Source organism: Nostoc sp. (assembly GCF_036917315.1).
GTDB lineage: Bacteria > Cyanobacteriota > Cyanobacteriia > Cyanobacteriales > Nostocaceae > Nostoc.
The window spans coordinates 50,984-71,586 of sequence record NZ_JBALDR010000020.1 but is presented as its reverse complement, the minus strand read 5'-3'; the positions used below and the strand labels follow the sequence as shown (position 1 = coordinate 71,586).

Here is a 20,603-nt window from a genome sequence, read left to right as displayed (position 1 = left end):
TTGATTTTTTCTTCAACTACACCCTAACGTGTATTGATTTTTTAGTCAACACTCTGTTATCATGTTTAGTTAAGTAGGAAAAAAAGTGAATCAAAGTTTTGGTCAGCTTATTCGTGAAGCCCGCAAAGATAAGGGATTTAGTCAGCGTGAGCTAGCAAAACTAATAGGGCTAGATTTCACTTATCTGTCTAAATTAGAGAATGATCGCGCGGACTATCCTCCAAAAGAAGATGTCATTCGTTCTCTGGCACAGCATCTTGATTTAAATGAGGAAGAGTTAATTTTTTCGGCTGGTCGTATTCCCCAGCGTGACGAGGATTTTATCAAGCAAAACTACAAGGGAATGCCTGCTTTGTTCCGTCGAATGCAGGAGAATCCTGATTTTGCTAAAAGAGTCTTTCGAGAAGCTACACAACCAGAAAATGAGGAGAAGCAAGGTTGAGTATCATCAAGCGGTATCGCTATATTCCTGATAGCGAAATTGAGTCCAGGGCTAATAATATTCTCAAGCGTATGCAGGAAACACCCAAATATATTCCTAAGTGGCCTTTAGATGCAACACGTGTGGCAGAGTTTTTAGGGTTGGATGTTGTTTGGGATAGGATACCGCCTGATGCTGAAGGACAAATAGCAGCAAGAATTCTACCATTAGAGCATTTGATCGAAATCAATGAAGATATTTTAGAACTTCCTAAAGGGTTTGAAGAATCAACGCTAGCTCATGAACTGGGACATTGGGAACTACATATTGATCAAAAGAGGGCTGGCCAGTTTGAAGAACTGATGAAGCAGGGTGGTAAAGCTGAAATAGATATGCAGCCTTTTTTGTGCCGTGCTGTTAGTGGCCAATTGCAAAAGATGGAATGGCAAGCTCAACGTTTTGCTAGTTATTTGCTAATGCCTCATTCTATTTTAGAACAAATGGCAGCAGAACACGATTTAACTAAATGGTCTCACCTTTATGCAATGCAAAAGGATTTGGGCGTAACAATAACTAATCTTAAAGTTCGTCTAATACAGCTAAATTGGATTATTCTCCCTCCAGGTGACAATACAATTTACTTGGGTAAAGCTGCGCCTATTCGGAAAAAATAAAGATTGAAATGAAATGCGATCGCACTCCATTATCTCATCATGCGATCGCACCCCACAAACTACTAAACTAGAAACTAAGATGCTCAAAATAGCCTATGAACGCCACAACCACTTTCCCTTCTACACTTAAATTGAAAATTGACTTGAGCGATGAGCAATTTTTCCAGATGTGTCAGAAAAACCGCGATTATCGATTTGAGCGTACAGCATCAGGGGAATTATTAATTATGCCACCTACAGGTAGTGACACTGGCAACCGTAACTTTGATATGGTTGTTGAATTAGGAATCTGGAATAAACAGACTAAATTAGGAAAAGGTTTTGACTCTTCAACTGGTTTCACCCTACCTAATGGCGCAGAACGTTCTCCTGATGCTTCTTGGGTGAAAATTGAGCGTTGGAATGCTTTAACTCCAGAACAACAAGAAAAATTTGCCCCTATTTGTCCTGATTTTGTCGTAGAGTTGCGTTCTCGTACTGATTCCTTGAAAGAATTGCAAGATAAAATGCAGGAGTACATCGAAAATGGTACTCAATTAGGCTGGTTAATTGATCGGAAAAACAAGCGAGTAGAAATTTACCGTCCAGGTAAAGATGTAGAAATATTAGACAATCCTGCTAGTTTATCTGGAGAAAATGTACTTCCTGGATTTGTGTTGGATTTACAGCAAATTATGTAATTTTATTGATTAGGATAGATATAGCGCATTTCAAAACGACTTTTTTCCCAAAGTGGGATTAAAGCTTGTTTAGCAGCACTTAACTGACCTTGTGAAAAAGATATTCTACCATTTTCTATAATCCAAATAAATATCCGAACGATCAAATCTGCCTTGAAACTATTCTCGTATTCACTATTATTTATTCTTACTACTTGCCGATCTAAGCAATCTATAGCATATTTAAAAGTCAAGTTTTTCCAGTCTGTGGAATTGCTATAATTTTCTTCTGGCGTATTTTTCCACTCAACTCGCCGCAAATTTCCGAAAATATAGTCTATGCCTGTTATGGAAGAGTCTGTGTTACGCACTAAATTTGTATAGGCTTGGTAATATGGCTTCAATAGCGAAGCTGCAATATTTTCCACATAGATATGTAGCCAAGATTGGATGTCACGAAGATAAGGTACTAAATCTCTAATATTATCAATTTCTTTAATCAGCGCACGTTCATTTCTGTAATTTGTTATTTTTGCTAGCAATTCAGATTCAGATAATTGAGATTTTTTTGAGTAATAATTAATAACTTTGGGAATATATTTATCTAATAACCATTGTTTGGTATATCTAGCTGTCCAAGTTCCTCTTACTCCAATATCTTGCTGCCACAAGCCAAATTGAGCTGCTTCAATAGATTGTAAATTGATATCATTTAGTTCGTAGATTATATTAACTTGATTGCTAGGTAATAAAGATAAATCTCTGTCAAATTTGGGGAAGAAAAATACATGATCGCGAATTCCTCGACTGACTCGAATTGATATATTTTCTCTATGAAATAGATGCCATTCTGACTTGCCTTTCTTATAATCAAATTCTTTAACAAACTGCTGCATTAACTCCCATAATTCTTGCCTAACAGAAAAAAGTATAAAACCACGAACTTCTGAAAAGTTTACAAATTCAAAATTCCATGTTTCTAAAGCATTTTCAAATTCAATTATTGAATTTTTATATTTTTCGCAAACTTCATCAATACACAAACACAAGTCTATTACTTCTAGCTTTGATAAAATAACTGTTATTTGACCCAAATTTACTGTAAAACTATCTTTATCTATCTGTTTTAAAAAACGACGACACCCCCAATCCGGTTGAGTGTGCAATCCAGTCATTAATTGACCTAAAATATCTTGATGATTTAAGTGAATTTTTAAACCTTTAAAAAGAATACTACTGAATTCTATTTGACAATTACCTTCTCCAAAAGCTTTGGGTAAATTACAGGCGATCGCTACTTTTTGTTTAACAACAACTAAGTGGTAGCCTTCTAGTGTTATAGAAGGCTCAAAATCACATTTTTCTAAAAAATACTGTAAATCTGGATTGCGTAAAATTAATTTTTCTATTAAGTTACATTTAGAATATGTCAAAATACTGGCTGTGTTTTTATCGATATTTTTGACTACATCAAAATTGAGTTTGTTATAAAACTTTGAGGCAATATCGTTATTTTTTAAGGTATCTATATTTAGATCGAATACTAATTCTTCTCGATTGTTATGTAAACGCTGAAAAACCTTGATTTTATATCCATTAGTGACAATAAAAAATAGTGCTTTAAAATAATTACTATAAAATCTACCTTGCTCAATAGCCTCATTTAACTTAATTTTTTCTGGTTCTATCGCTTTAACAAAAATCAGTGATGTATCTGTATTTTGTTTCTTAACATCATCTGTAGCAAAATAAATCTGAGCAATTTCTAGATTTTTGGTGTGGGTTTCTGATTGATATGTTTTCAAAGAGTATTCACGATGACATATCTCTGGATAGCAGAGATAGTGAAACATTGGCAAAATCAACTTTTCTTTTACATCATCTTCATTTTGTAAAACACGACGGTCAAAACCTTGTATCCATGTAATAAACTTTTTAATTGACTCTGGAATAGTCATCAGATAATCTACCTGCTTGTATAAATTTGCTATGCTTTATTTTGTTCGTGTAATTAGCAATTTATCAAGTCAGTTTGGATTATGTCGTGATTGTAGATACTAGAATGGAAGCATTCGGCTGAAATTTAACTTTGACAAAAGCTACATTAATAAAAGTTACTGCCGTTAGAATTAAACATCTGGTGAAAATCAGGTAGGCAAAATTAATGAATTGTGTATAACAAGGATTTTGGGCAACGCGTAATAAATTGCTGAAGATGTCTATTAGACAAGAAGGAGTTAGGAGTCAGAATATAGAATTTTCCTGACTCTCTGAACTTCTGATGCCCAATATATCTTTTTATTCTCTTTGGGTAGCGATCGCTAATTTAGCCCCCGGAACCTGACGTACCCGATCCATCACCGCCACCACCCGGCCATAATCAACTTTTTCATCAGCATTAATAATCACTAACACTTCTGGATTAGAACCAACTAAAGTCCGCACTTGCGCTGTCAAATCATCAACTGCAATTGGTTTACGGTTCAGGCTTACCTGTTCTTTTTCATCTACCGTAATGGTAATTTTAGTGGGAACTTGCTGTTGTTTAGCGGTGGCAGCCTTCGGTAAATTTACTGGCAAACCTTCCGAACGTGTTAAAAACAGAGTTGACATGATGAAAAATGTCAAAATTGCAAAAATCACGTCAATCATCGGCACGATGTTGATCTGTAGCGGAAGCTCTGGCTCATCTGGTAGACGCATAGGTTTTTTCTCCTCGTTCATAGCGACGGCGGTAAAGTAATTCTAGCTGTCCCCCATACTCCTGAATTAGTGCAATTTGCCGTTGGTACAATCCCCGGAAGGTATTGGCAAACAGGAGTATGAATATAGCAACGATCAATCCTGATGCAGTTGATACCAGGGCTTCACTAATCCCAGACGTAACATTTGTCGTTTTGCTACCTCCCACATCACCAAGATTTAGGGAGGCAAAGGAGGCTATCAATCCTAACACAGTGCCGAGAAGACCCAATAGTGGGGCAAGACTAATGATTGTCTCGAAAAGGTTTTGAAAACGTTTGAGTACAGGTATCTCAGCTTGCGATTCACTTTCTAAGGCCAAACGGAATTCCTCTGGATTTGGCTCTTCTAATTCTAAAGCCGCCAGAAAAATCCGAGCGAGTGGCAAATCTGCGTTTTTCTGAAGTTTATCCATTGCACCGACAACATTATCAAGACGGTAGAGATTCAAAACATCTCGCACTACACGGCTTTGACGCTGATTGATTCTTACCCAAAACCTGATCCGCTCGACGATCAGTGCTACACCCAATACTGAAAACGCCAACAGGGGCCACATGACCACACCGCCTGCTGCAAACAAATTTTGAATTCCCATGTAGTGCCTCTATAACGTCATCCACAATACAAAATTAGACTACCAGAATCTAGAGAAAAGCTGAAACTTATTCTCAACAAAATATAAAATATAATGAGAATTTTTTCAAATGAAAGGCTCATGATTTTTATTTACTAGTTCGTTTGTTTTACATAAATTAATTTAATTTAATTGCAATAAAAATTAATTTTGTCCAAAAACCATGATATTGGTGGTTCAAAAAGATGTTTGTGCTAGTTCGGGTTCCGTAACGCGATCGCAAATAATTTGAATTGTTTACTTGATATTTGTAACCTTGCATTCTAAGATAGCTAAATTAGTGAGAATAGGTAGCAATAGCTATGAGCTTTTCCGGCACTACTGTCGAGCAACGTTCCAAAGAAGTTGAGGCTCTCAAGTCTTTTCTGACTTACAGTCTAATAGGTTCACTGGCGCTGCATATCGGCGTACTGTCTTCTGGCATAACTAATTATTTGACGAGAGTGCCTACACGAGAAGAAGAACCAATAGAATTTGCGATCGTGGATTCTCCGACTGCGGAACCAGAAAAACCAATTGCAGAGATTCCAGAAGAAATAAAAAAAGAACCAGAGATTGTCCAAAAACAGCCTATAGAAACTCCACCAGTAGAAAAAATTCAGCAGCAAGAACAGATTACAGCAGTTGCTCAGAAGCCACAGATCGTAAATACACCACCAAAAGCAATTGCTACCAAGCCAGAAGTACCTGTGAAATCTGCACCTATTCCACGATCGGTACCAGAAGTACCTGTGAAATCTGCACCCATTCCACAATCAGCTCCGTCTGAAGATTCCAAAGCAAGTTCGGCAGGTGGTGGCGGTGGCGGTGGTGGTTCCGGTGTTGGTTTAGGCTCAGGTAGTGGTATTGCTGTAGGTACAAGTAGCGGTACTGGCACTGGTGGAGGTACTGGTACTGGCACTGGCGGTGGCATTGGCAGTGGTACTGGCACTGGTATTGGTAGCGGTACTGGCAGTGGAATTGGTAGTGGCGCTGGCACTGGCATTGGTAGCGGTACTGGCAGTGGAATTGGTAGCGGTACTGGCAGTGGAGTAGGAAACCGTCCGACAGTAGCAACAGCGCCAACAGCACCAACACCTCCAAAAATTAACAGTTCAGGTAATGGTAATGGTCGTGCAGCTTGCCGCGAATGTAATGCTAAGTATCCAGAAGCCGCAAGACGGCGAGGAGTTGAAGGCAGAGTAGAAGTAGCTGTAGATACTGATGCAGAAGGCAATGTTACTAATGTGCGGATTGCTCGCTCTAGTGGAAACCGCGACTTGGATGAAGAAACCAAGAGACAAGCGCGTGAGTGGAAATTAAAACCCGCAGAAGGTGGTAGACAAGGGGTATCTATAGCCACTGAATTTGCCATAAAAGGTTCACGACGATCGCGCCAAGTTCAAGAACGGCAAGCACAAAGACAAGCACAAGAGAGAGAGAGAAGCCAGCAAACAACGGCTGCTAACTCTACACAGGAAACTCCAAGACGTAGGCGCAGAGAGTTGGCACCCCCATCAAGACCAGCCATATCTGGATTTAGTCGGCGACTGGAACCTCAAAGAGCAGAAAGTCCTGCGAGAAACTCATCATCTGAAGCTAGAACAACTCGTACTCAAGGAACTGCAAGAGAGTCCCTACGCCGCATCCGGCGCGAGCAAACGGCTACCGATTCCTCACAAAAGCCACAAGAAACTACAAATCGGCGGCGGCGAAGAGATAACACTAGCCAGAATAAATTGCGGGACTCTTTACGCCGTTTACGCCAACAACCTCAATCACAACCTGCTGCTCCCAGTCAGCAGTAGTCTGTCAAATTGAAATTGATGGGTTAGTAATAAGCGCTTGAGCGCTTAACAAAAGGACTAAATTCCTAACTACAAACTTATTGACCCCGTGAAGTTGACTTGACATACTACTAGTAGAGGGATAAAAATTATTGTAATCATACTTTGATGAACAACGATCGCCGCCTCCTCTTTTTAGGAGGCGGTTGTTCTTTAGACAGAAATGGCTCCATTAAGCATTACCCATTTAGCGTGAGGAAGAGGGGTTAGAAGTGCGGTAATTTTATGATGGGCAATTATATAGGCTGGCGATCGCTTGATTTGCCAATCAAAAGTAGTGGAAGTAAATAATCCTGCACTTTCTCCTACCAACTTTTATGAGCGGGGCAATGTAAATCGCCTGCGTCTGAAGAATGATAGTAGTGTTTGCTCATCACCAATTATATGCTGAGAGATATAGTCAACGGCTAACTCTCAAATTGCTCATCTGCACTTTATGTCTAGATGTGAAATTCACTGATTTGAATAAAACTTCTACATAAACACACACTGATGCGGTTTGATTTGCTTGAATAGCTATATTGATAGGACATTGATAACGTCGGCAATTCACAATTCCTTATTATGGCAAGTAAATTCATTGATGTTAGAGAATATACTGTCAGGGCGCACAAAAGACAGATTCATACTCGTGTTTTCCAGTTTGTCTGTAAAGAGTGTAACGATCTGACAAAACGCGAGACTTTCGGCCCTCGACCTTTATATTGTGAGAGATGTCGCCCTCCCCAAGCGCCTAAGAAATCCCAGCCAGCATCTCACAAGGCAAAACCCAGAGCAATGTCTTATAAAAGTGACATCGATTTAAATTGATTAAAGCCCTATGACTCAAAATGGACAATTAGAACCACCTCCGGGAACCTTTCTCTCACCACTATTGGAATTACGAGACTATTATGCTCGCCTGACAGAAGAGTATGAACGCCTCTTTGTGCAGGCGCGATCGCAGCTCGATCATGTAGAAGCGTTGTTGTCTAACTGGTCTTTTTCTGATACCAACAAGCAGATATCAAGATTAACGGCGACTGATGAAACCTCAAATCTTTCTGGGGAAAGTTCTTTGCGGTTTTTATCACCCCTTGATGACATCGGCGAAATCAACTTGGTGGAATCTTTAGAGTCAGTACAAAAAGACTTAGAGCGAGTTGAGATAAGTAATTCTTTTTCTGCTGCTGTTGATACAAAAGAGAGTCAATCTCAAACGACATCAACAGATCCAAAGATCGCCCTAGAGAACAACGATAGTTCAACGAAGGTAGTGGAAATTCCGATGCTACCTCAGTATCAGCACGCTATCTCGCGAATGGAAGCTATAAAACAGCTATTGCAAGAACAGATAGGTACTGTTTGTCATATCGATTTTATCGTGCGATCGCTTTATGGAGAGTTAGATTCCAATCTATTCAAAGTAGTTAAAGGTAGGGTGCAATCTTCCCTCACCCAAGGCAGAGAAAGGAATTACTGGGTAACTATTCCCGATGAGCCAGGTTGTTATACTCTGGATTTAAGTTTGGTAGCCCCAAGTAATCGCAATGGTGCTTCTAGGAATATCAAGAACAAAAATAAGAAGCCTTTCGTTCCCCCGACAAAAACAGTACCAATGCTCAACGCCTTTGAGGGTCAATTCTTAATTGATGCCCTCACCTCTCTGTTAAAACAAAATCCAGGTAAAGTTTTCAGCGTGGCTGAAGTCATCGCCGGAATTTATGGAGAACTAGATTCTCAGCAAATTAGAGAGATCAAAAATAAGGTGCTGAATGAACTATCTAGAGGCTATCGCACAGGTAGATTCGCTAGGGTTCCCAATCAAATCGGCTTCTATACTTGGGACTCAAATCTGATATTGAAGGGGAGTTCTCGTTAAATTGGGCATTGGGATTAGGTGACAGGTGATAGGTGACAGGTGATAGAGAATAATCTGTAACCCTGTACCCTGTAACCTGTAACCTATTCCCTTCTTCACTACCCACCTATCCCAAAAACAGCTTGTATGCCGGATTCTTATTCTCATCCCAATAGCGATAGCCCAGGCGATCGAGAAAAGCTTGCCAATCTTCCATTTCGTGGGGGGGAACTTGGATACCAACAACGATTCGTCCGTAGTCTGCGCCGTTGTTGCGGTAGTGAAAAAGACTAATATTCCAGTCGGGACTCATGGAAGTAACAAATTTCATCAATGCGCCGGGACGTTCGGGAAACTCAAAACGGTAGAGTAATTCATTGTTAGCTAGGGGAGAGTGTCCACCCACCATGTGCCGCAGATGTAGTTTAGTTAGTTCGTCGTCGGTTAAATCAAGGGTTTCAAATCCATGAGCTTCAAAGGTTTCTACCATCTTGACAGCATCGGCACGATTTTGAATTTGCACGCCGACAAAAATATGGGCTGTTTTTTCATCGGCAATACGATAATTAAACTCGGTCAGATTACGGTTGCCAATACATTCACAAAACTGGCGAATACTTCCCCGTTGCTCTGGAATTGTGACTGCAAAGATCGCTTCGCGACGTTCGCCGAACTCTGCCCGTTCTGCCACAAAACGAAGGCGATCGAAATTCATGTTTGCACCACAGGCGACAGCAATTAAGGTTTGTCCCTCGATTTGTTCTCGTTCGGCGTAGGCTTTGGCAGCTGCGATCGCTAATGCACCCGCTGGTTCTAAAATGGAGCGCGTATCCTCAAATACGTCTTTAATCGCAGCGCAAGTATCGTCTGTATCCACCAAAATAATTTCATCTACATACTGCTGACATAAACGGAAGGTTTCTTCACCTACTTCCCGCACCGCTACGCCATCAGCAAATAACCCCACTTGAGACAAGCGCACCCGATGTCCGGCTTTAAGTGATTGAGACATAGCATCAGCATCTACTGGTTCAACACCAATAATCTTGATTTCGGGACGCAACCGTTTTACATAAGCCCCAATCCCAGAAATTAATCCGCCCCCTCCAATTGCCACAAAAATTGCATGGATGGGTTGCTGATGTTGCCGTAAAATTTCCATCCCGATTGTTCCCTGTCCAGCAATTACATGGGGATCGTCAAAGGGATGAATAAAAGTCAATCCTTTTTCTACTTCTAATTCACGCGCATAGCTATAAGCATCGTCATAAGTGTTTCCATGTAACACCACTGCTCCGCCCCTCATTCTCACCGCATCCACCTTCACTTGAGGTGTGGTTACTGGCATGACGATAATTGCTTTGGTTCCCAAGCGATTGGCTGCCAGGGCGACTCCCTGAGCATGGTTCCCCGCAGACGCGGCAATTACACCCTGGGCCAATATATCTGGCGGCAGTTGCACCATCTTGTTATAAGCACCCCGCAGTTTAAAGGAAAATACTGACTGCATATCCTCACGTTTTAACAAGAGTTGATTATTCAGCCGCGCAGACAAATTTGGAGCATACTCCAGTGGTGTTTCCTGGGCAACATCATATACACGGGCAGTCAAAATTTGGATGAGGTAGTCGCAAAACATGGGCGTCAAGGTGTTAGCAAATGCTGGATGGAAACTAATTTTACGTTACAAGCGATCGCACTGGTTTTATTGGTTTGTTCTCTCTCGAAATTTTGATTGAACAAAATCTAAAAATTACCAATTAATATTCTTTGAAGATAAATAAGTTCAGTTATGGAAACTTTTCGATCGCTGCAAATTTCATGCGATCGCTGGTAGGTTGATTTGAAACTAGTTTTGCCAACTATCTGAGTACTTAGATCGACAGATTAAGTATAGTGTTACTTACGAACATAACTTCTCCATTTATGTTAAAGTATGCGTGGAAGATGAAATTCGGCTGTACAGTTTGTTTTTATATATACTTGTATTACAGACCTCTCCGGATCTAAATCTCTACACCCTTTGATTCTGGAGACATTCTATGTCAATTTACGTCGGCAATCTATCTTATGAGGTTAAAGAAGATGACCTCCGGCAAGTCTTTGCAGAATATGGAACTGTAAAAAATGTTCAATTGCCTGTCGACCGAGAAACAGGTCGGATGAGAGGTTTCGGGTTTGTGGAATTGGAATCAGACGCACAAGAACAAGCGGCGATTGATGCCCTTGATAACGCTGAATGGATGGGTCGAAGCTTAAAAGTTAATAAAGCCAAGCCCAAAACAGATGGCGGTTCCTCTGGTGGTAGACGAGGAGGCTATGGTGGCGGTGGCGGTGGTGGTGGCCGCTATTAAGGTCTAAAGCCAAAAATTTAACTCTCAGGTCTAAAGGGCAGACAAGGAGTCTGCCTTTTTTGCGTTTTGGGACTGGTATTTTGACTCAGCACTCAGCACGGGCTAAACCTTAGCTATCCGCTTAACAGCACTCAGCACTTTCAAGTCAGAGAGCAGGTGGTAACAGAGCTTGTCCTGAGCGTAGTCGTTGGCGTGGTAACAGAGCGTAGTCGTACCCCTCCGGGGAAGCAAGCTACGCGCAGCGTCTCCAAGAGTTGTGCAGCCTCTCGTAGAGAAGTGATGCAGGAGGTTTTAGGAAATAATTCTTATGAAGCCATGCGTTAGGGTAGCTTACCGCAGGTATCGTTTTTGTAATCGGTGTAGCAACAATGACCCCAGAAGCTAAACATATTGTTAACGAACTAAGGCATAAGTTCTACTCTAACTTTGCTGCTGCGATGAGTATGCCAGTACTTATAACTGGTACATCTTATAGTAGTAATTCACCGATCGCATCTTGGATGGATAGTAGGCAGAGACTCAACTATATAAATGTATACGCTTATACAGCACCCGATGAATTTGTCCCATTCCGCCCATTCATTCTGCGAGTGGCTATTAACAAAAGTGCTGGTAGAGTGACAGTGACCAGAAAAGGACAAGTCTGCCGAGGTATGAATTTGATGTGGGATTTTGAGTTAACTGTATTACCAAAAGAAATTTTAGACTTTCTTCCCTGGATAGTTAACTTAGTTGAGGCCTATGATAAAGGTTCGCCTTTGTTGCTAGAATCACCACCCCATTCATTTGAATTAAACGTGTCAGAGGTGGGGTTATTTAATAACGCCTGGACTCAAAAAGCTTGGCTCTTGGCAAATCCGACCATGTTCCCTAATAGCAGCCTGTCAAGTTGAAATTAATGAATCAAGACTACAGGGTGGTTATAAATATCTCAAATTTTCACGAATGATTTCGGACTGCTATATATGCCTGATAATTAATAAGGCAATCTACAAACAGCAAAGATGCAGACTCTCCAAAAACTCTCACTCCCAAGCATGGGCTGCGGCACTTGGGCTTGGGGCAACCAACTGCTTTGGGGATATGACGAAAGTATGGATGAGCAGTTGCAAGCCGTCTTTAACCTTTGTGTAAGCAACGGTGTAACTTTATTTGATACAGGTGATTCATACGGAACTGGGAGATTGAATGGTCGGAGTGAGTTGCTTCTGGGACAATTCAACCGAGAATATGTAGGTTCAGGCAAAGAAAATATTTGTATTGCGACTAAGCTTGCTGCTTACCCGTGGAGATGGACGCGTCAATCAATGGTAAAGGCTTGCCAGTCATCTGCTCAACGCTTGGGAAAAAATGTTGATTTGGTACAGATGCATTGGTCAACAGCAAACTATGCTCCTTGGCAAGAAGAAGGACTTTTAGATGGTCTTGCCGATTTGTATGAGCAAAGACTGGTTAAGGGCGTGGGATTATCCAATTATGGGCCGAAACGGCTGATGCGAGTGCAGAAGAAATTCGCCGAACGAGGCGTTCCGATTACAACTCTGCAAGTTCAATACTCTCTGTTATCTACATATCCTGTCACCCAACTCAAGCTCAAAGACCTTTGTGATGAGTTAGACATTAAATTGATTGCTTACAGCCCTCTAGCTTTGGGACTACTGACAGGAAAATACTCTGAGCAAGGCCCTTTGCCTAAAGGCATTCGAGGTCTGTTATTTAAGCAAATATTATCAGGAATGCGTAGAGGCGGAACGGCTTCTGCTGGTAAATCGCTTTTGGAATGTTTGCGAGAGGTGGCACAGTTCAGAAACAAAACTATGTCACAGGTAGCAATTAATTGGTGCATCTGTAAAGGAACTATTCCCATCCCTGGAGCAAAGAGCGTAGAGCAAGCGAAGGAGAATCTTGGGGCGTTGGGTTGGCAATTAGACGCTGGTGAGATTGCAGAGTTGGATAAGGCGGCGGCAAATTCAGACAAAAAAATGGTACAAAATATCTTTCAAACTAAGTGATTCAAGGTTGCTGAATTTGAACAGTATTAAATGTAACGATAGACCCAGCAATATCAACTAAAATAACGATGTTTGTAACGAAAATCGTAGTGGTGGTAACTAAATTCGTTATTTTACTAAAAAATTAACAATATTGTAACGAAAATAATGATGTTTGTAACAAAAATCGTAGTGCTAGTAACTAAACTCGTTATTTTAGTAATTTAAAGCCTGATATTAGTGGCGATGTTTAGTAACGACAACTGGTTTCAATTTAAAAAACCTAGATATCACAGGCAATTAATTGAGCAAGTAATGCTGAACTCTGCAAAATCTGTAACACTGAGTTAAATCTAGGTTTTTTAACTTAGTTGCGGAATTTAGAACAAAAGCGGTGTGTTAATAAGTAAATAAAATACACATAGTCAAGGCAGGATGATGATACTTGAAACTGCGGCGATCGCGATCGGCTCTATAATTGCCACTAAAGCCTTAGAAAAAACTGGCGAAAAAGTAAGTGAAGCTGTATGGGATAAGACTGGCAAGTTTCTTGTTACACTCAAAAAACATTCTCCTTATACTGTAGCTGCGATCGAGAAAGCACCAGAACAACCACTCGATTATGGCAAAGCTGTACTAGAGGTTGAATCGGCTGCCAAAGCTAATCCTGAAGTGGCTCAAGCTGTACAAGAATTGGCCGCAGCAGCTAAAGCGGAACCAAATCCTAAACTTGCTGAAATTCTGGCTATGCCTAACCTGCAAAAATTGGCAGATAAAATTGGTCAGGTAGTAATGCCAAATGAGACAGGAAATATTGAAAATCTTACTTTAGCTTGGAAAGAACTTGATCCACTGGCGCAACAACTAGGAAAATTGTTGAGTTTATTTTCTCCCCAACTAATTCTTTGGGATTTGGTTTTGTGGGTAGCGACAGGTGGAGGAGAAGATGAGGAAGGCGAAAAAAAGAATCAAGAAGAAGCAAGACAGCTAACTTGGTCAGAAAATGAATTAAACGAGGCCAAAAAGCAACTTTACAAGGGCAACTTGCTGCAACTGGTAGAAGATAGAGAAGGATATTATAAAATTGATAGCTTAGTGCGGAGGTTTTTGCAAGAGCAGTTAGCTGCGTCTGGCGAGATGCAATCAGTTTTGGAAACAACCTTTGCGACTGCCATGATAGCCAAAGCCCAAAGCCTTCCCACTTCACCCACTTCTGAGGATATCGAAGGCGTGAGGGATATTGTTCCTCATCTTGAAGACCTGGGAAAACGTTTAATTGCAGAGATAAGGGAACCAAGAGAGGCACAAATAATTTCTCTAGCATCAGTCCCCAGTGATGAAGTAATTTGGATATTTGTGGGGATAGGAAGATTTTACGAAGGACAAAGATTATATCAATTAGCAGAACCTTGGCGTGAAGAATGTGTGAATGTTTGCCAAGCTCTGTTTGCAGGCGACCATCCCGATGTGGCTAGTAGCTTGAACAATTTAGCAGAACTTTACTATAGCCAAGAGCAGTACACCAAAGCCGAACCCGTCTACAACCAAGCGTTAGAAATGACAAAGCGCCTGTTTGATGGCGACCATCCCAATGTGGCTACCAGCTTGAACAGTTTAGCGGTACTCTACTATAGCCAAGGGCGGTACAGCGAAGCTGAACCCCTTTACAATCAAGCGTTAGCAATGACAAAGCGCCTGTTTGATGGCGACCATCCCAATATGGCTGATAGCTTGAACGGTTTAGCTTTACTCTACTATAGCCAAAGGCGGTACAGCGAAGCCGAACCCCTTTACAACCAAGCTCTGGCAATGAGAAAGCGCCTGTTTAATGGCGACCATCCCGATGTGGCTGATAGCTTGAACGGTTTAGCTTTACTCTACTATAGCCAAAGGCGGTACAGCGAAGCCGAACCCCTCTATAACCAAGCGTTAGCAATGACAAAGCGCCTGTTTAATGGCAACCATCCCGATGTGGCTGATAGCTTGAACAATTTAGCTTTACTCTACAAAAGCCAAGGGCGGTACAACGAAGCCGAACCCCTCTATAACCAAGCTCTGGCAATGAGAAAGCGCCTATTTAATGGCGACCATCCCGATGTGGCTTATAGCTTGAACGATTTAGCAGTATTTTACTATAGCCAAGGGCGGTACAGCGAAGCTGAACTCCTCTACAACCAAGCTCTGGAAATGAGAAAGCGTCTATTTGATGGCAACCATCCCGATGTGGCTGATAGCTTGAACAATTTAGCAGTATTTTACTATAGCCAAGGGCGGTACAGCGAAGCTGAACTCCTCTACAACCAAGCTCTGGAAATGAGAAAGCATCTATTTGATGGCGACCATCCTGATGTGGCTGATAGCTTGAACAATTTAGCTTTACTCTACTATAGCCCAAAAGGGTATAGCGAAGCCGAACCCCTCTACAACCAAGCCTTGGATATAAGGAAACGCCTGTTTGAGGGCGACCATCTCAAGGTGGCTGATAGCTTAAACAATTTAGCTTTACTCTACGATAGCCAAGGGCGGTACAGCGAAGCCGAACCCCTCTACAACCAAGCCTTGGATATAAGGAAACGCCTGTTTGAGGGCGACCATCCCGATGTGGCTAATAGCTTGAACAGTTTAGCAGTACTCTACTATAGCCAAGGACGGTACAGCGAAGCCGAACCCCTCTACACCCAAGCCTTGGAGATAAGAAAACGCCTGTTTGATGGCGACCATGCCGATGTGGCTGATAGCTTGAACGGTTTAGGTGTACTCTACGATAGCCAAGGGCGGTACAGCGAAGCCGAACCCCTCTACACCCAAGCCTTGGAGATAAGAAAACGCCTGTTTGATGGCGACCATGCCGATGTTGCTGATAGCTTGAAGAATTTAGCTTTACTCTACGATAGCCAAGGGCAGTACTACCAAGCCGAACCCCTCTACAACCAAGCGTTGGCAATGAGAAAGCGCCTGTTTGATGGCGACCATGCCGATGTGGCTGATAGCTTGAACAATTTAGCAGTACTCTACTATACCAAAGGACGGTACTACCAAGCCGAACCCCTCTACAACCAAGCGTTGGCAATGAGAAAGCGCCTGTTTGATGGCGACCATCCTAACGTAGCTACTAGCTTGAACAATTTAGCTTTAGTTTACTATAGCCAAGAGCGGTACAGCGAAGCTGAACCCCTCTATAACGAAGCCTTGGCAATGAGAAAGCGCCTGTTTGATGGCGACCATCCTAACGTAGCTTATAGCTTGAACAATTTAGCTTTAGTTTACTATAGCCAAGAGCGGTACAGCGAAGCTGAACCCCTCTATAACGAAGCCTTAGAGATGTATAGGCGGCTGTTTGATGGCGACCATCCCGATGTGGCTAGTAGCTTAAACAATTTAGCTTTACTCTACAAAAGTCAAGGGCGGTACAGCGAAGCCGAACCCCTTTACACCCAAGCCTTGGCAATGTCCGATCGCATTTTAGGAGTTAATCATCCCAGTACAGCGACAATTCGAGAAAATCTAGCAATCCTGCAACGCCAGTCTACTCCCCGTGCTATCTGGAAACGTCGGTTAGCTCAGTTAGTCCAAATCTTAAGAGCGATCGCAATTCTACCGTTTTCCCGGCTGTGGCGATCGCTTAAACAACTAATTCGTAATTAAAACATTGGCTTTGCGCGTAGGCGTAACCCGTCGTAGGCGATCGCCTTTTACAATTGGAGCATTAATTATATTTACGTCTACGAACTTTCCTCTCCAACTCCAACAAAAGATTGAAAAATGGGCAAGCAATCAGGAAATTTCGACTGAGCAGTTTGTTTTGCAAGCTATTGCAGAAAAAAATGATACGCTGAGTCACCAAGTCACTGAAGAACATACTCAACAAAACTCTGAGATGACCAATGTACTGGCTCTTAACCAACCAAATATTTATCGAAAAGAAGGAATTTTAGTTGTAGAGGCAGAATTACCAGAAAATTTTGATATTAATATCTTTATAGATAAGTTGAGAAAAGAACGCATTCAGGAGCAAATCTTCTGAGTTCTACGTTTCTATCTCAGATACATTCAAACCTGTTAACTTCGCTACCTGTTCTAGTGTCATCCCAGACTCAAATAAGTTGCGTGCAGTTTGTAATAACTGCAACTCTGCCTTGTCTGCCCTTTGACGTTCCTTTTCTTCAGGAGTTGGCAGCAATTCCCCTGCCAAATTTGCCCAGCGTAACCAAGTAGCATCAATGCCTTTATAACTTCCCTGCCACAACTGCAATCCTAATCCTAAAGATTGACTCACTAACTGATTTTGATTATTGACTGCAATAGGTTGATAAGCTCCTTTTTCATTAGAAAAACCAGCCAAATCATTAAAGTTAAAAGGGTCATACCAGAAATATTCTGGCACACGCATTTGATTTTGATAAATTAGCTTTTTCTGATTTTTGTCTGCTTGGGCTGTGCTGTCAGAAAGCAACTCAATGACTACATCTGGTGCTTTCTCCTCTTCCCAAACCACCCAACTGCGACGTTCTCCTTTCGGGACTCCCAACACAACAAAAAAGTCTGGCCCTTTAAAGTGTTTGTTTCGCACCTGAGCCAGACTGTAGTAAACGAACATATTACCACCGATAAACCCATCCTCTCGTTCTTCCAACCAAGGTATCAAAGCATCTATCAGCAAATCCATCTGGGCTTTGTGTCGTGGGCTTTCCATCGGAATACCGTCATCGTATGGTAATTCTGCTTGGGTGGGTGGGAGTTGAATATCTGGTGCAGCTAGGGTAGTTTCTGACATAGCTTTTCACCTTGTGGTTAGGCGTGACGGGTATTTTTATGTTAAGCGATCGCAGAAATTTCAGTTAATTTGATTTCGACAGTTTTGCAATTTGCCCAGTAAAGTATGCTTCTTGATGTTTGAGTTGTTGCGCCAGTTTTAACCCTTGTTGAAAAGCTGTTAGTGCTTGAGGAAATTCTTTACGTTCTAGATACAATTGCCCAATTTGGTCATAAGCTTGCATCATTCCGTAAAAGTTGGCAGCTTGCGCCTGTATCTGCACCAGAATTTCGCTAGCCTGCAAAGCCTCTTGTGTTTGTCCTTGGGAACGATACAGCGCAATTAACTTCTGCAAAGCATCACCAGCCCGAACGTACTCCTTTAATTGCCAAGCAGTGGTATAAGCTTCTTGATAATTATTAAAAGCTTCTAGCAGTAAGTTAGGATCTTTCTTGGCTAGAGATTCGTAATCTGAAGCGATCGCTAGCTTTAATTCTGGTATTTCCGTAAGCTTATTTTCATTGACGTAAATTTCTGCTAGTTTGTTAAGTACATTCAATGACTGTTGTGGTTGGCTTGTCTGCTCGTAAATATAAGCCAGTTGTTGCAGATATGTTACCTCGTTTACACGATCGCCTTGAGATGTCGCTAAACTCAACAATTCCTCGTAGATTGGCGCAGCCTTGCGATAATCAAACCAACTCAAATGCAGTTCTCCAAGTGTTTTGAGGGTTTCTAATACCGCTGCTCGATCTTGTTGTTGTCGCACTACTAGCAAAACTTGGTTGTAAGCTTCTATAGCCAGTTTAGACGATCGCACATTTTTGTAAGCTTCACCTAGCGATCGCCACAATTCTAGATCGATTGGGACGTTTTTTTTCTGAGATTGGGCTTGCTTTTGAATCGCTTGCAATCGTTCCGTAATATATTGTACTTCTTGTCCGTCGTTTAGCTTCCAAGCGATCGCGCCAACTCGTGATAATGCTTGCACCTCTGCTAATGAACCTAAAAAGCGCCGCAAACGTAATTCTCGGTTCCAAATTTCAAACGCCGCAACTTGTTCACCTGCTTGCAGTTTCGCCGCCGCTGCTTGATTTAACGCATCTAACGCTGGTTCTAACTTTTGCCGTTCTTGGGGAGTTAACGGTTGTTTATCCTTGGGCGATCGCGGTGACAGTGGATCGGGTGTGATAATCTCTAGAGGGCTAGGAGGAAATTGATCGGGTGGTTTCGGCGGTTTACTCTTTGCCAGCGTTAAAGAATTGCTAAAGAGTATAGTGGCAGTAGCGATCGCAATTAAGTGCCTGAGCATGAGTACTTTACTTTGCCTTGAATGATTTGCATGAGATAATTAGCAATTATCCCCATGCCTATTATTGACTAACTATTCTCCAGCTTTTCTCCAGCTTTACAAGAAAAGTCTGCCTGACCTGGATTTCTCACAAGAAGTGAGAAATCCAAGGGGTGTGGGAGGTGTGGGAGGTGTGGGAGGATGGGGAAGAAGTCTTACCCCCCAGACTCCCCACACTCCCCACACTCCCCACACTCCTCTTCCCCTGAAGCCTACACTATGCGTGAGAAATCCAGGCTGAGAGCTACGTGGCTTCAGGATACAGTAAGTGCGAATTTTGCCAAAATAAATGCCTAACGAATTCTACTTGTTAAGTACAAGATGTCAGCAGTTTAACTTGTACTGAAGCAGCCTAATTTTCTCCAGTCAGAGCATCCATCGTAGATATAGTTTAAAAATTGCGATCGCAACTAGGATTTTTGAGTCAGGGGAGTGTCAAAATAATCCTAGATCATATTTAAGCAACTAGTCGATCGTTTTGTAATGACTCATTCTACTGATATCGCCACCTTAGCCCGCTGGATGGCAGCTGACTTTAGCAATCAAGAACAAGCTTTTGAAAATCCGCCTTTTTATGCCCACATCCGCGTGTGTATCCGTCCCCTTCCCTTAGAGTTGTTCTCAGGCGTAAGTTTATTTCTCGAACAAGCTTATGATTTTATGCTCAATCAACCCTACCGGATGCGGGTAATGAAGTTGATTCCGGCAGAAAACCACATTGCGATTGAACACTACACAGTTAAAGAAGAACAAAAATTTTACGGTGCATCTCGTGAACCCGAACGCCTCAAAGAGTTGTCTGTTGACCAATTGGAAAAAATGTCAGGTTGTAGCATGATTGTAGAGTGGACAGGTAAAAGCTTCAAAGGCAGAGTTGAACCTGGTAAAGGCTGCATAGTAGTTCGTGACGGCAAAAATACTTATCTAGATAACGAATTTGAGATTGACGCTAAAGAATTTTTCAGCCTCGACCGGGGAAGAGATTTAGACACCGACGAACGTCTGTGGGGTTCCATCGCCGGCCCATTTCACTTTGTCCGTTGGAGTAACTTTGCCGATGAAGTGAAGGTGTAATAAGTCAACCTGCGATCGGAATTTTCTAGCGATCGCTTAAAGACTACCAGAAACATCCAGTTAACCCACTATCTCTACCTCAGAATCCTATGCTATCATGGTTTAACTAGCGTCCTATGGCTACTAAATGACAACTAAGATACCTTAGCAACATTAAAGTAGTTCAGGGAATCTTGCTGTGGCGGCATAGCCAAGTGGTAAGGCAGAGGTCTGCAAAACCTCCACCCCCGGTTCAAATCCGGGTGCCGCCTTCAAAGAAATATAAGCATTACAGGGCTTTG

General features: G+C 41.9%; 21 protein-coding genes and 1 tRNA gene. 15 read left to right on the top strand and 7 right to left on the bottom strand.

Translation table 11 applies throughout. The features are described 5' to 3' along the window. Positions 1–85: 85 nt before the first annotated feature. The 3 genes from V7K84_RS10960 (at position 86) to V7K84_RS10950 (ending at position 1,775) form a co-directional block, all read left to right on the top strand. Positions 86–442 (top strand): helix-turn-helix domain-containing protein, encoded by a 357-nt coding sequence (locus V7K84_RS10960; RefSeq protein WP_334838011.1) that lies wholly within the window; start codon positions 86–88, stop codon positions 440–442. After that, complete coding sequence (locus V7K84_RS10955) at positions 439–1,095, top strand: ImmA/IrrE family metallo-endopeptidase (RefSeq protein WP_334838010.1); 657 nt, start codon at positions 439–441, stop codon at positions 1,093–1,095. The genes V7K84_RS10960 and V7K84_RS10955 overlap by 4 nt, the downstream gene beginning before the upstream one ends. 95 nt (positions 1,096–1,190) lie before the next feature. Beyond that, the gene (locus V7K84_RS10950; protein ID WP_334838008.1) at positions 1,191–1,775 is read left to right on the top strand and encodes a Uma2 family endonuclease; all 585 of its coding nucleotides are present in this window, start codon (positions 1,191–1,193) and stop codon (positions 1,773–1,775) included. A 2-nt stretch (positions 1,776–1,777) separates the two neighbouring features. Here V7K84_RS10950 and V7K84_RS10945 read toward each other — a convergent pair whose 3' ends face one another. The 3 genes from V7K84_RS10945 to V7K84_RS10935 all read right to left on the bottom strand — a co-directional run bounded on the left by V7K84_RS10945 (position 1,778) and on the right by V7K84_RS10935 (position 5,094). Next, positions 1,778–3,712: a hypothetical protein gene (locus tag V7K84_RS10945; protein ID WP_334838006.1), complete on the bottom strand. Its 1,935-nt coding sequence runs from the start codon at positions 3,710–3,712 to the stop codon at positions 1,778–1,780. A 340-nt stretch (positions 3,713–4,052) separates the two neighbouring features. Beyond that, entirely contained in the window at positions 4,053–4,457 is a 405-nt protein-coding gene (locus V7K84_RS10940; protein WP_094352241.1) for an ExbD/TolR family protein, read from the bottom strand. Then, complete coding sequence (locus V7K84_RS10935; protein WP_334838005.1) at positions 4,441–5,094, bottom strand: MotA/TolQ/ExbB proton channel family protein; 654 nt, start codon at positions 5,092–5,094, stop codon at positions 4,441–4,443. Before V7K84_RS10935 ends, V7K84_RS10940 begins: the two co-directional genes overlap by 17 nt. Positions 5,095–5,435: 341 nt before the next feature. Between V7K84_RS10935 and V7K84_RS10930 the strand changes: the two genes are divergently transcribed. Next, a complete protein-coding gene (locus V7K84_RS10930) occupies positions 5,436–6,920 on the top strand; it encodes a TonB family protein (RefSeq protein WP_334838004.1) in 1,485 nt (494 codons plus the stop codon). Positions 6,921–7,112: 192 nt separating this feature from the next. Here V7K84_RS10930 and V7K84_RS10925 read toward each other — a convergent pair whose 3' ends face one another. Then, positions 7,113–7,271, bottom strand: coding sequence for a hypothetical protein (locus tag V7K84_RS10925; RefSeq protein WP_334838003.1), 159 nt, complete (start codon positions 7,269–7,271; stop codon positions 7,113–7,115). A gap of 252 nt (positions 7,272–7,523) precedes the next feature. On the opposite strand from V7K84_RS10925, the gene V7K84_RS10920 reads away from it, so the two are divergent. After that, on the top strand, positions 7,524–7,769 hold the full coding sequence (locus V7K84_RS10920) for a hypothetical protein (protein ID WP_094352238.1): 246 nt from the start codon (positions 7,524–7,526) through the stop codon (positions 7,767–7,769). Positions 7,770–7,779: 10 nt separating this feature from the next. Then, positions 7,780–8,820: a hypothetical protein gene (locus V7K84_RS10915; protein WP_334838001.1), complete on the top strand. Its 1,041-nt coding sequence runs from the start codon at positions 7,780–7,782 to the stop codon at positions 8,818–8,820. Positions 8,821–8,926: 106 nt separating this feature from the next. Here V7K84_RS10915 and ilvA read toward each other — a convergent pair whose 3' ends face one another. After that, positions 8,927–10,438, bottom strand: a complete 1,512-nt coding sequence (gene ilvA / locus V7K84_RS10910; protein ID WP_094352236.1) for a threonine ammonia-lyase, biosynthetic — start codon at positions 10,436–10,438, stop codon at positions 8,927–8,929. Positions 10,439–10,841: 403 nt separating this feature from the next. Here ilvA and V7K84_RS10905 point away from each other — a divergent pair, with 403 nt between their 5' ends. The 6 genes from V7K84_RS10905 to V7K84_RS10880 all read left to right on the top strand — a co-directional run bounded on the left by V7K84_RS10905 (position 10,842) and on the right by V7K84_RS10880 (position 17,168). Then, positions 10,842–11,153, top strand: a complete 312-nt coding sequence (locus tag V7K84_RS10905) for an RNA recognition motif domain-containing protein (RefSeq protein WP_289798627.1) — start codon at positions 10,842–10,844, stop codon at positions 11,151–11,153. A 156-nt stretch (positions 11,154–11,309) separates the two neighbouring features. Beyond that, positions 11,310–11,477, top strand: coding sequence for a hypothetical protein (locus V7K84_RS10900; RefSeq protein ID WP_334837998.1), 168 nt, complete (start codon positions 11,310–11,312; stop codon positions 11,475–11,477). A gap of 44 nt (positions 11,478–11,521) precedes the next feature. Beyond that, positions 11,522–12,046, top strand: a complete 525-nt coding sequence (locus tag V7K84_RS10895; RefSeq protein ID WP_334837997.1) for a hypothetical protein — start codon at positions 11,522–11,524, stop codon at positions 12,044–12,046. 111 nt (positions 12,047–12,157) lie between these two features. Continuing rightward, positions 12,158–13,165 (top strand): aldo/keto reductase, encoded by a 1,008-nt coding sequence (locus V7K84_RS10890; protein ID WP_334837996.1) that lies wholly within the window; start codon positions 12,158–12,160, stop codon positions 13,163–13,165. Positions 13,166–13,579: 414 nt separating this feature from the next. Beyond that, positions 13,580–16,789 carry a tetratricopeptide repeat protein gene (locus V7K84_RS10885; RefSeq protein WP_334837994.1) on the top strand — a complete coding sequence of 1,070 codons (3,210 nt, stop codon included), beginning with the start codon at positions 13,580–13,582 and terminating at the stop codon, positions 16,787–16,789. A 4-nt stretch (positions 16,790–16,793) separates the two neighbouring features. Beyond that, on the top strand, positions 16,794–17,168 hold the full coding sequence (locus V7K84_RS10880) for a hypothetical protein (protein WP_334837992.1): 375 nt from the start codon (positions 16,794–16,796) through the stop codon (positions 17,166–17,168). A 3-nt stretch (positions 17,169–17,171) separates the two neighbouring features. Here V7K84_RS10880 and V7K84_RS10875 read toward each other — a convergent pair whose 3' ends face one another. Both V7K84_RS10875 and V7K84_RS10870 read right to left on the bottom strand, forming a co-directional pair. Further along, entirely contained in the window at positions 17,172–17,918 is a 747-nt protein-coding gene (locus V7K84_RS10875) for a Uma2 family endonuclease (RefSeq protein WP_334837990.1), read from the bottom strand. A gap of 64 nt (positions 17,919–17,982) precedes the next feature. After that, positions 17,983–19,209 (bottom strand): tetratricopeptide repeat protein, encoded by a 1,227-nt coding sequence (locus V7K84_RS10870; protein ID WP_334837988.1) that lies wholly within the window; start codon positions 19,207–19,209, stop codon positions 17,983–17,985. Between the two features lie 64 nt (positions 19,210–19,273). Here V7K84_RS10870 and V7K84_RS10865 point away from each other — a divergent pair, with 64 nt between their 5' ends. The 3 genes from V7K84_RS10865 to V7K84_RS10855 all read left to right on the top strand — a co-directional run bounded on the left by V7K84_RS10865 (position 19,274) and on the right by V7K84_RS10855 (position 20,573). Next, the gene (locus V7K84_RS10865) at positions 19,274–19,489 is read left to right on the top strand and encodes a hypothetical protein (RefSeq protein ID WP_334837986.1); all 216 of its coding nucleotides are present in this window, start codon (positions 19,274–19,276) and stop codon (positions 19,487–19,489) included. 242 nt (positions 19,490–19,731) lie between these two features. Further along, positions 19,732–20,322 (top strand): chromophore lyase CpcT/CpeT, encoded by a 591-nt coding sequence (locus V7K84_RS10860; RefSeq protein ID WP_334837984.1) that lies wholly within the window; start codon positions 19,732–19,734, stop codon positions 20,320–20,322. 180 nt (positions 20,323–20,502) lie between these two features. Beyond that, positions 20,503–20,573: transfer RNA gene (locus tag V7K84_RS10855), tRNA-Cys, on the top strand. Positions 20,574–20,603: the final 30 nt, after the last annotated feature.

Bases quoted from the DNA above. Each gene is read 5' to 3' on its own strand.
- V7K84_RS10885 (WP_334837994.1), top strand. From the start codon at position 13,580: ATGATGATACTTGAAACTGCGGCGATCGCGATCGGCTCTATAATTGCC.
- V7K84_RS10945 (WP_334838006.1), bottom strand. From the start codon at position 3,712: ATGACTATTCCAGAGTCAATTAAAAAGTTTATTACATGGATACAAGGT.
- V7K84_RS10895 (WP_334837997.1), top strand. From the start codon at position 11,522: ATGACCCCAGAAGCTAAACATATTGTTAACGAACTAAGGCATAAGTTC.
- V7K84_RS10950 (WP_334838008.1), top strand. From the start codon at position 1,191: ATGAACGCCACAACCACTTTCCCTTCTACACTTAAATTGAAAATTGAC.
- V7K84_RS10890 (WP_334837996.1), top strand. From the start codon at position 12,158: ATGCAGACTCTCCAAAAACTCTCACTCCCAAGCATGGGCTGCGGCACT.
- V7K84_RS10860 (WP_334837984.1), top strand. From the start codon at position 19,732: ATGACTCATTCTACTGATATCGCCACCTTAGCCCGCTGGATGGCAGCT.
- V7K84_RS10935 (WP_334838005.1), bottom strand. From the start codon at position 5,094: ATGGGAATTCAAAATTTGTTTGCAGCAGGCGGTGTGGTCATGTGGCCC.
- V7K84_RS10920 (WP_094352238.1), top strand. From the start codon at position 7,524: ATGGCAAGTAAATTCATTGATGTTAGAGAATATACTGTCAGGGCGCAC.
- V7K84_RS10870 (WP_334837988.1), bottom strand. From the start codon at position 19,209: ATGCTCAGGCACTTAATTGCGATCGCTACTGCCACTATACTCTTTAGC.
- V7K84_RS10940 (WP_094352241.1), bottom strand. From the start codon at position 4,457: ATGCGTCTACCAGATGAGCCAGAGCTTCCGCTACAGATCAACATCGTG.
- V7K84_RS10915 (WP_334838001.1), top strand. From the start codon at position 7,780: ATGACTCAAAATGGACAATTAGAACCACCTCCGGGAACCTTTCTCTCA.
- ilvA (WP_094352236.1), bottom strand. From the start codon at position 10,438: ATGTTTTGCGACTACCTCATCCAAATTTTGACTGCCCGTGTATATGAT.
- V7K84_RS10875 (WP_334837990.1), bottom strand. From the start codon at position 17,918: ATGTCAGAAACTACCCTAGCTGCACCAGATATTCAACTCCCACCCACC.
- V7K84_RS10930 (WP_334838004.1), top strand. From the start codon at position 5,436: ATGAGCTTTTCCGGCACTACTGTCGAGCAACGTTCCAAAGAAGTTGAG.
- V7K84_RS10905 (WP_289798627.1), top strand. From the start codon at position 10,842: ATGTCAATTTACGTCGGCAATCTATCTTATGAGGTTAAAGAAGATGAC.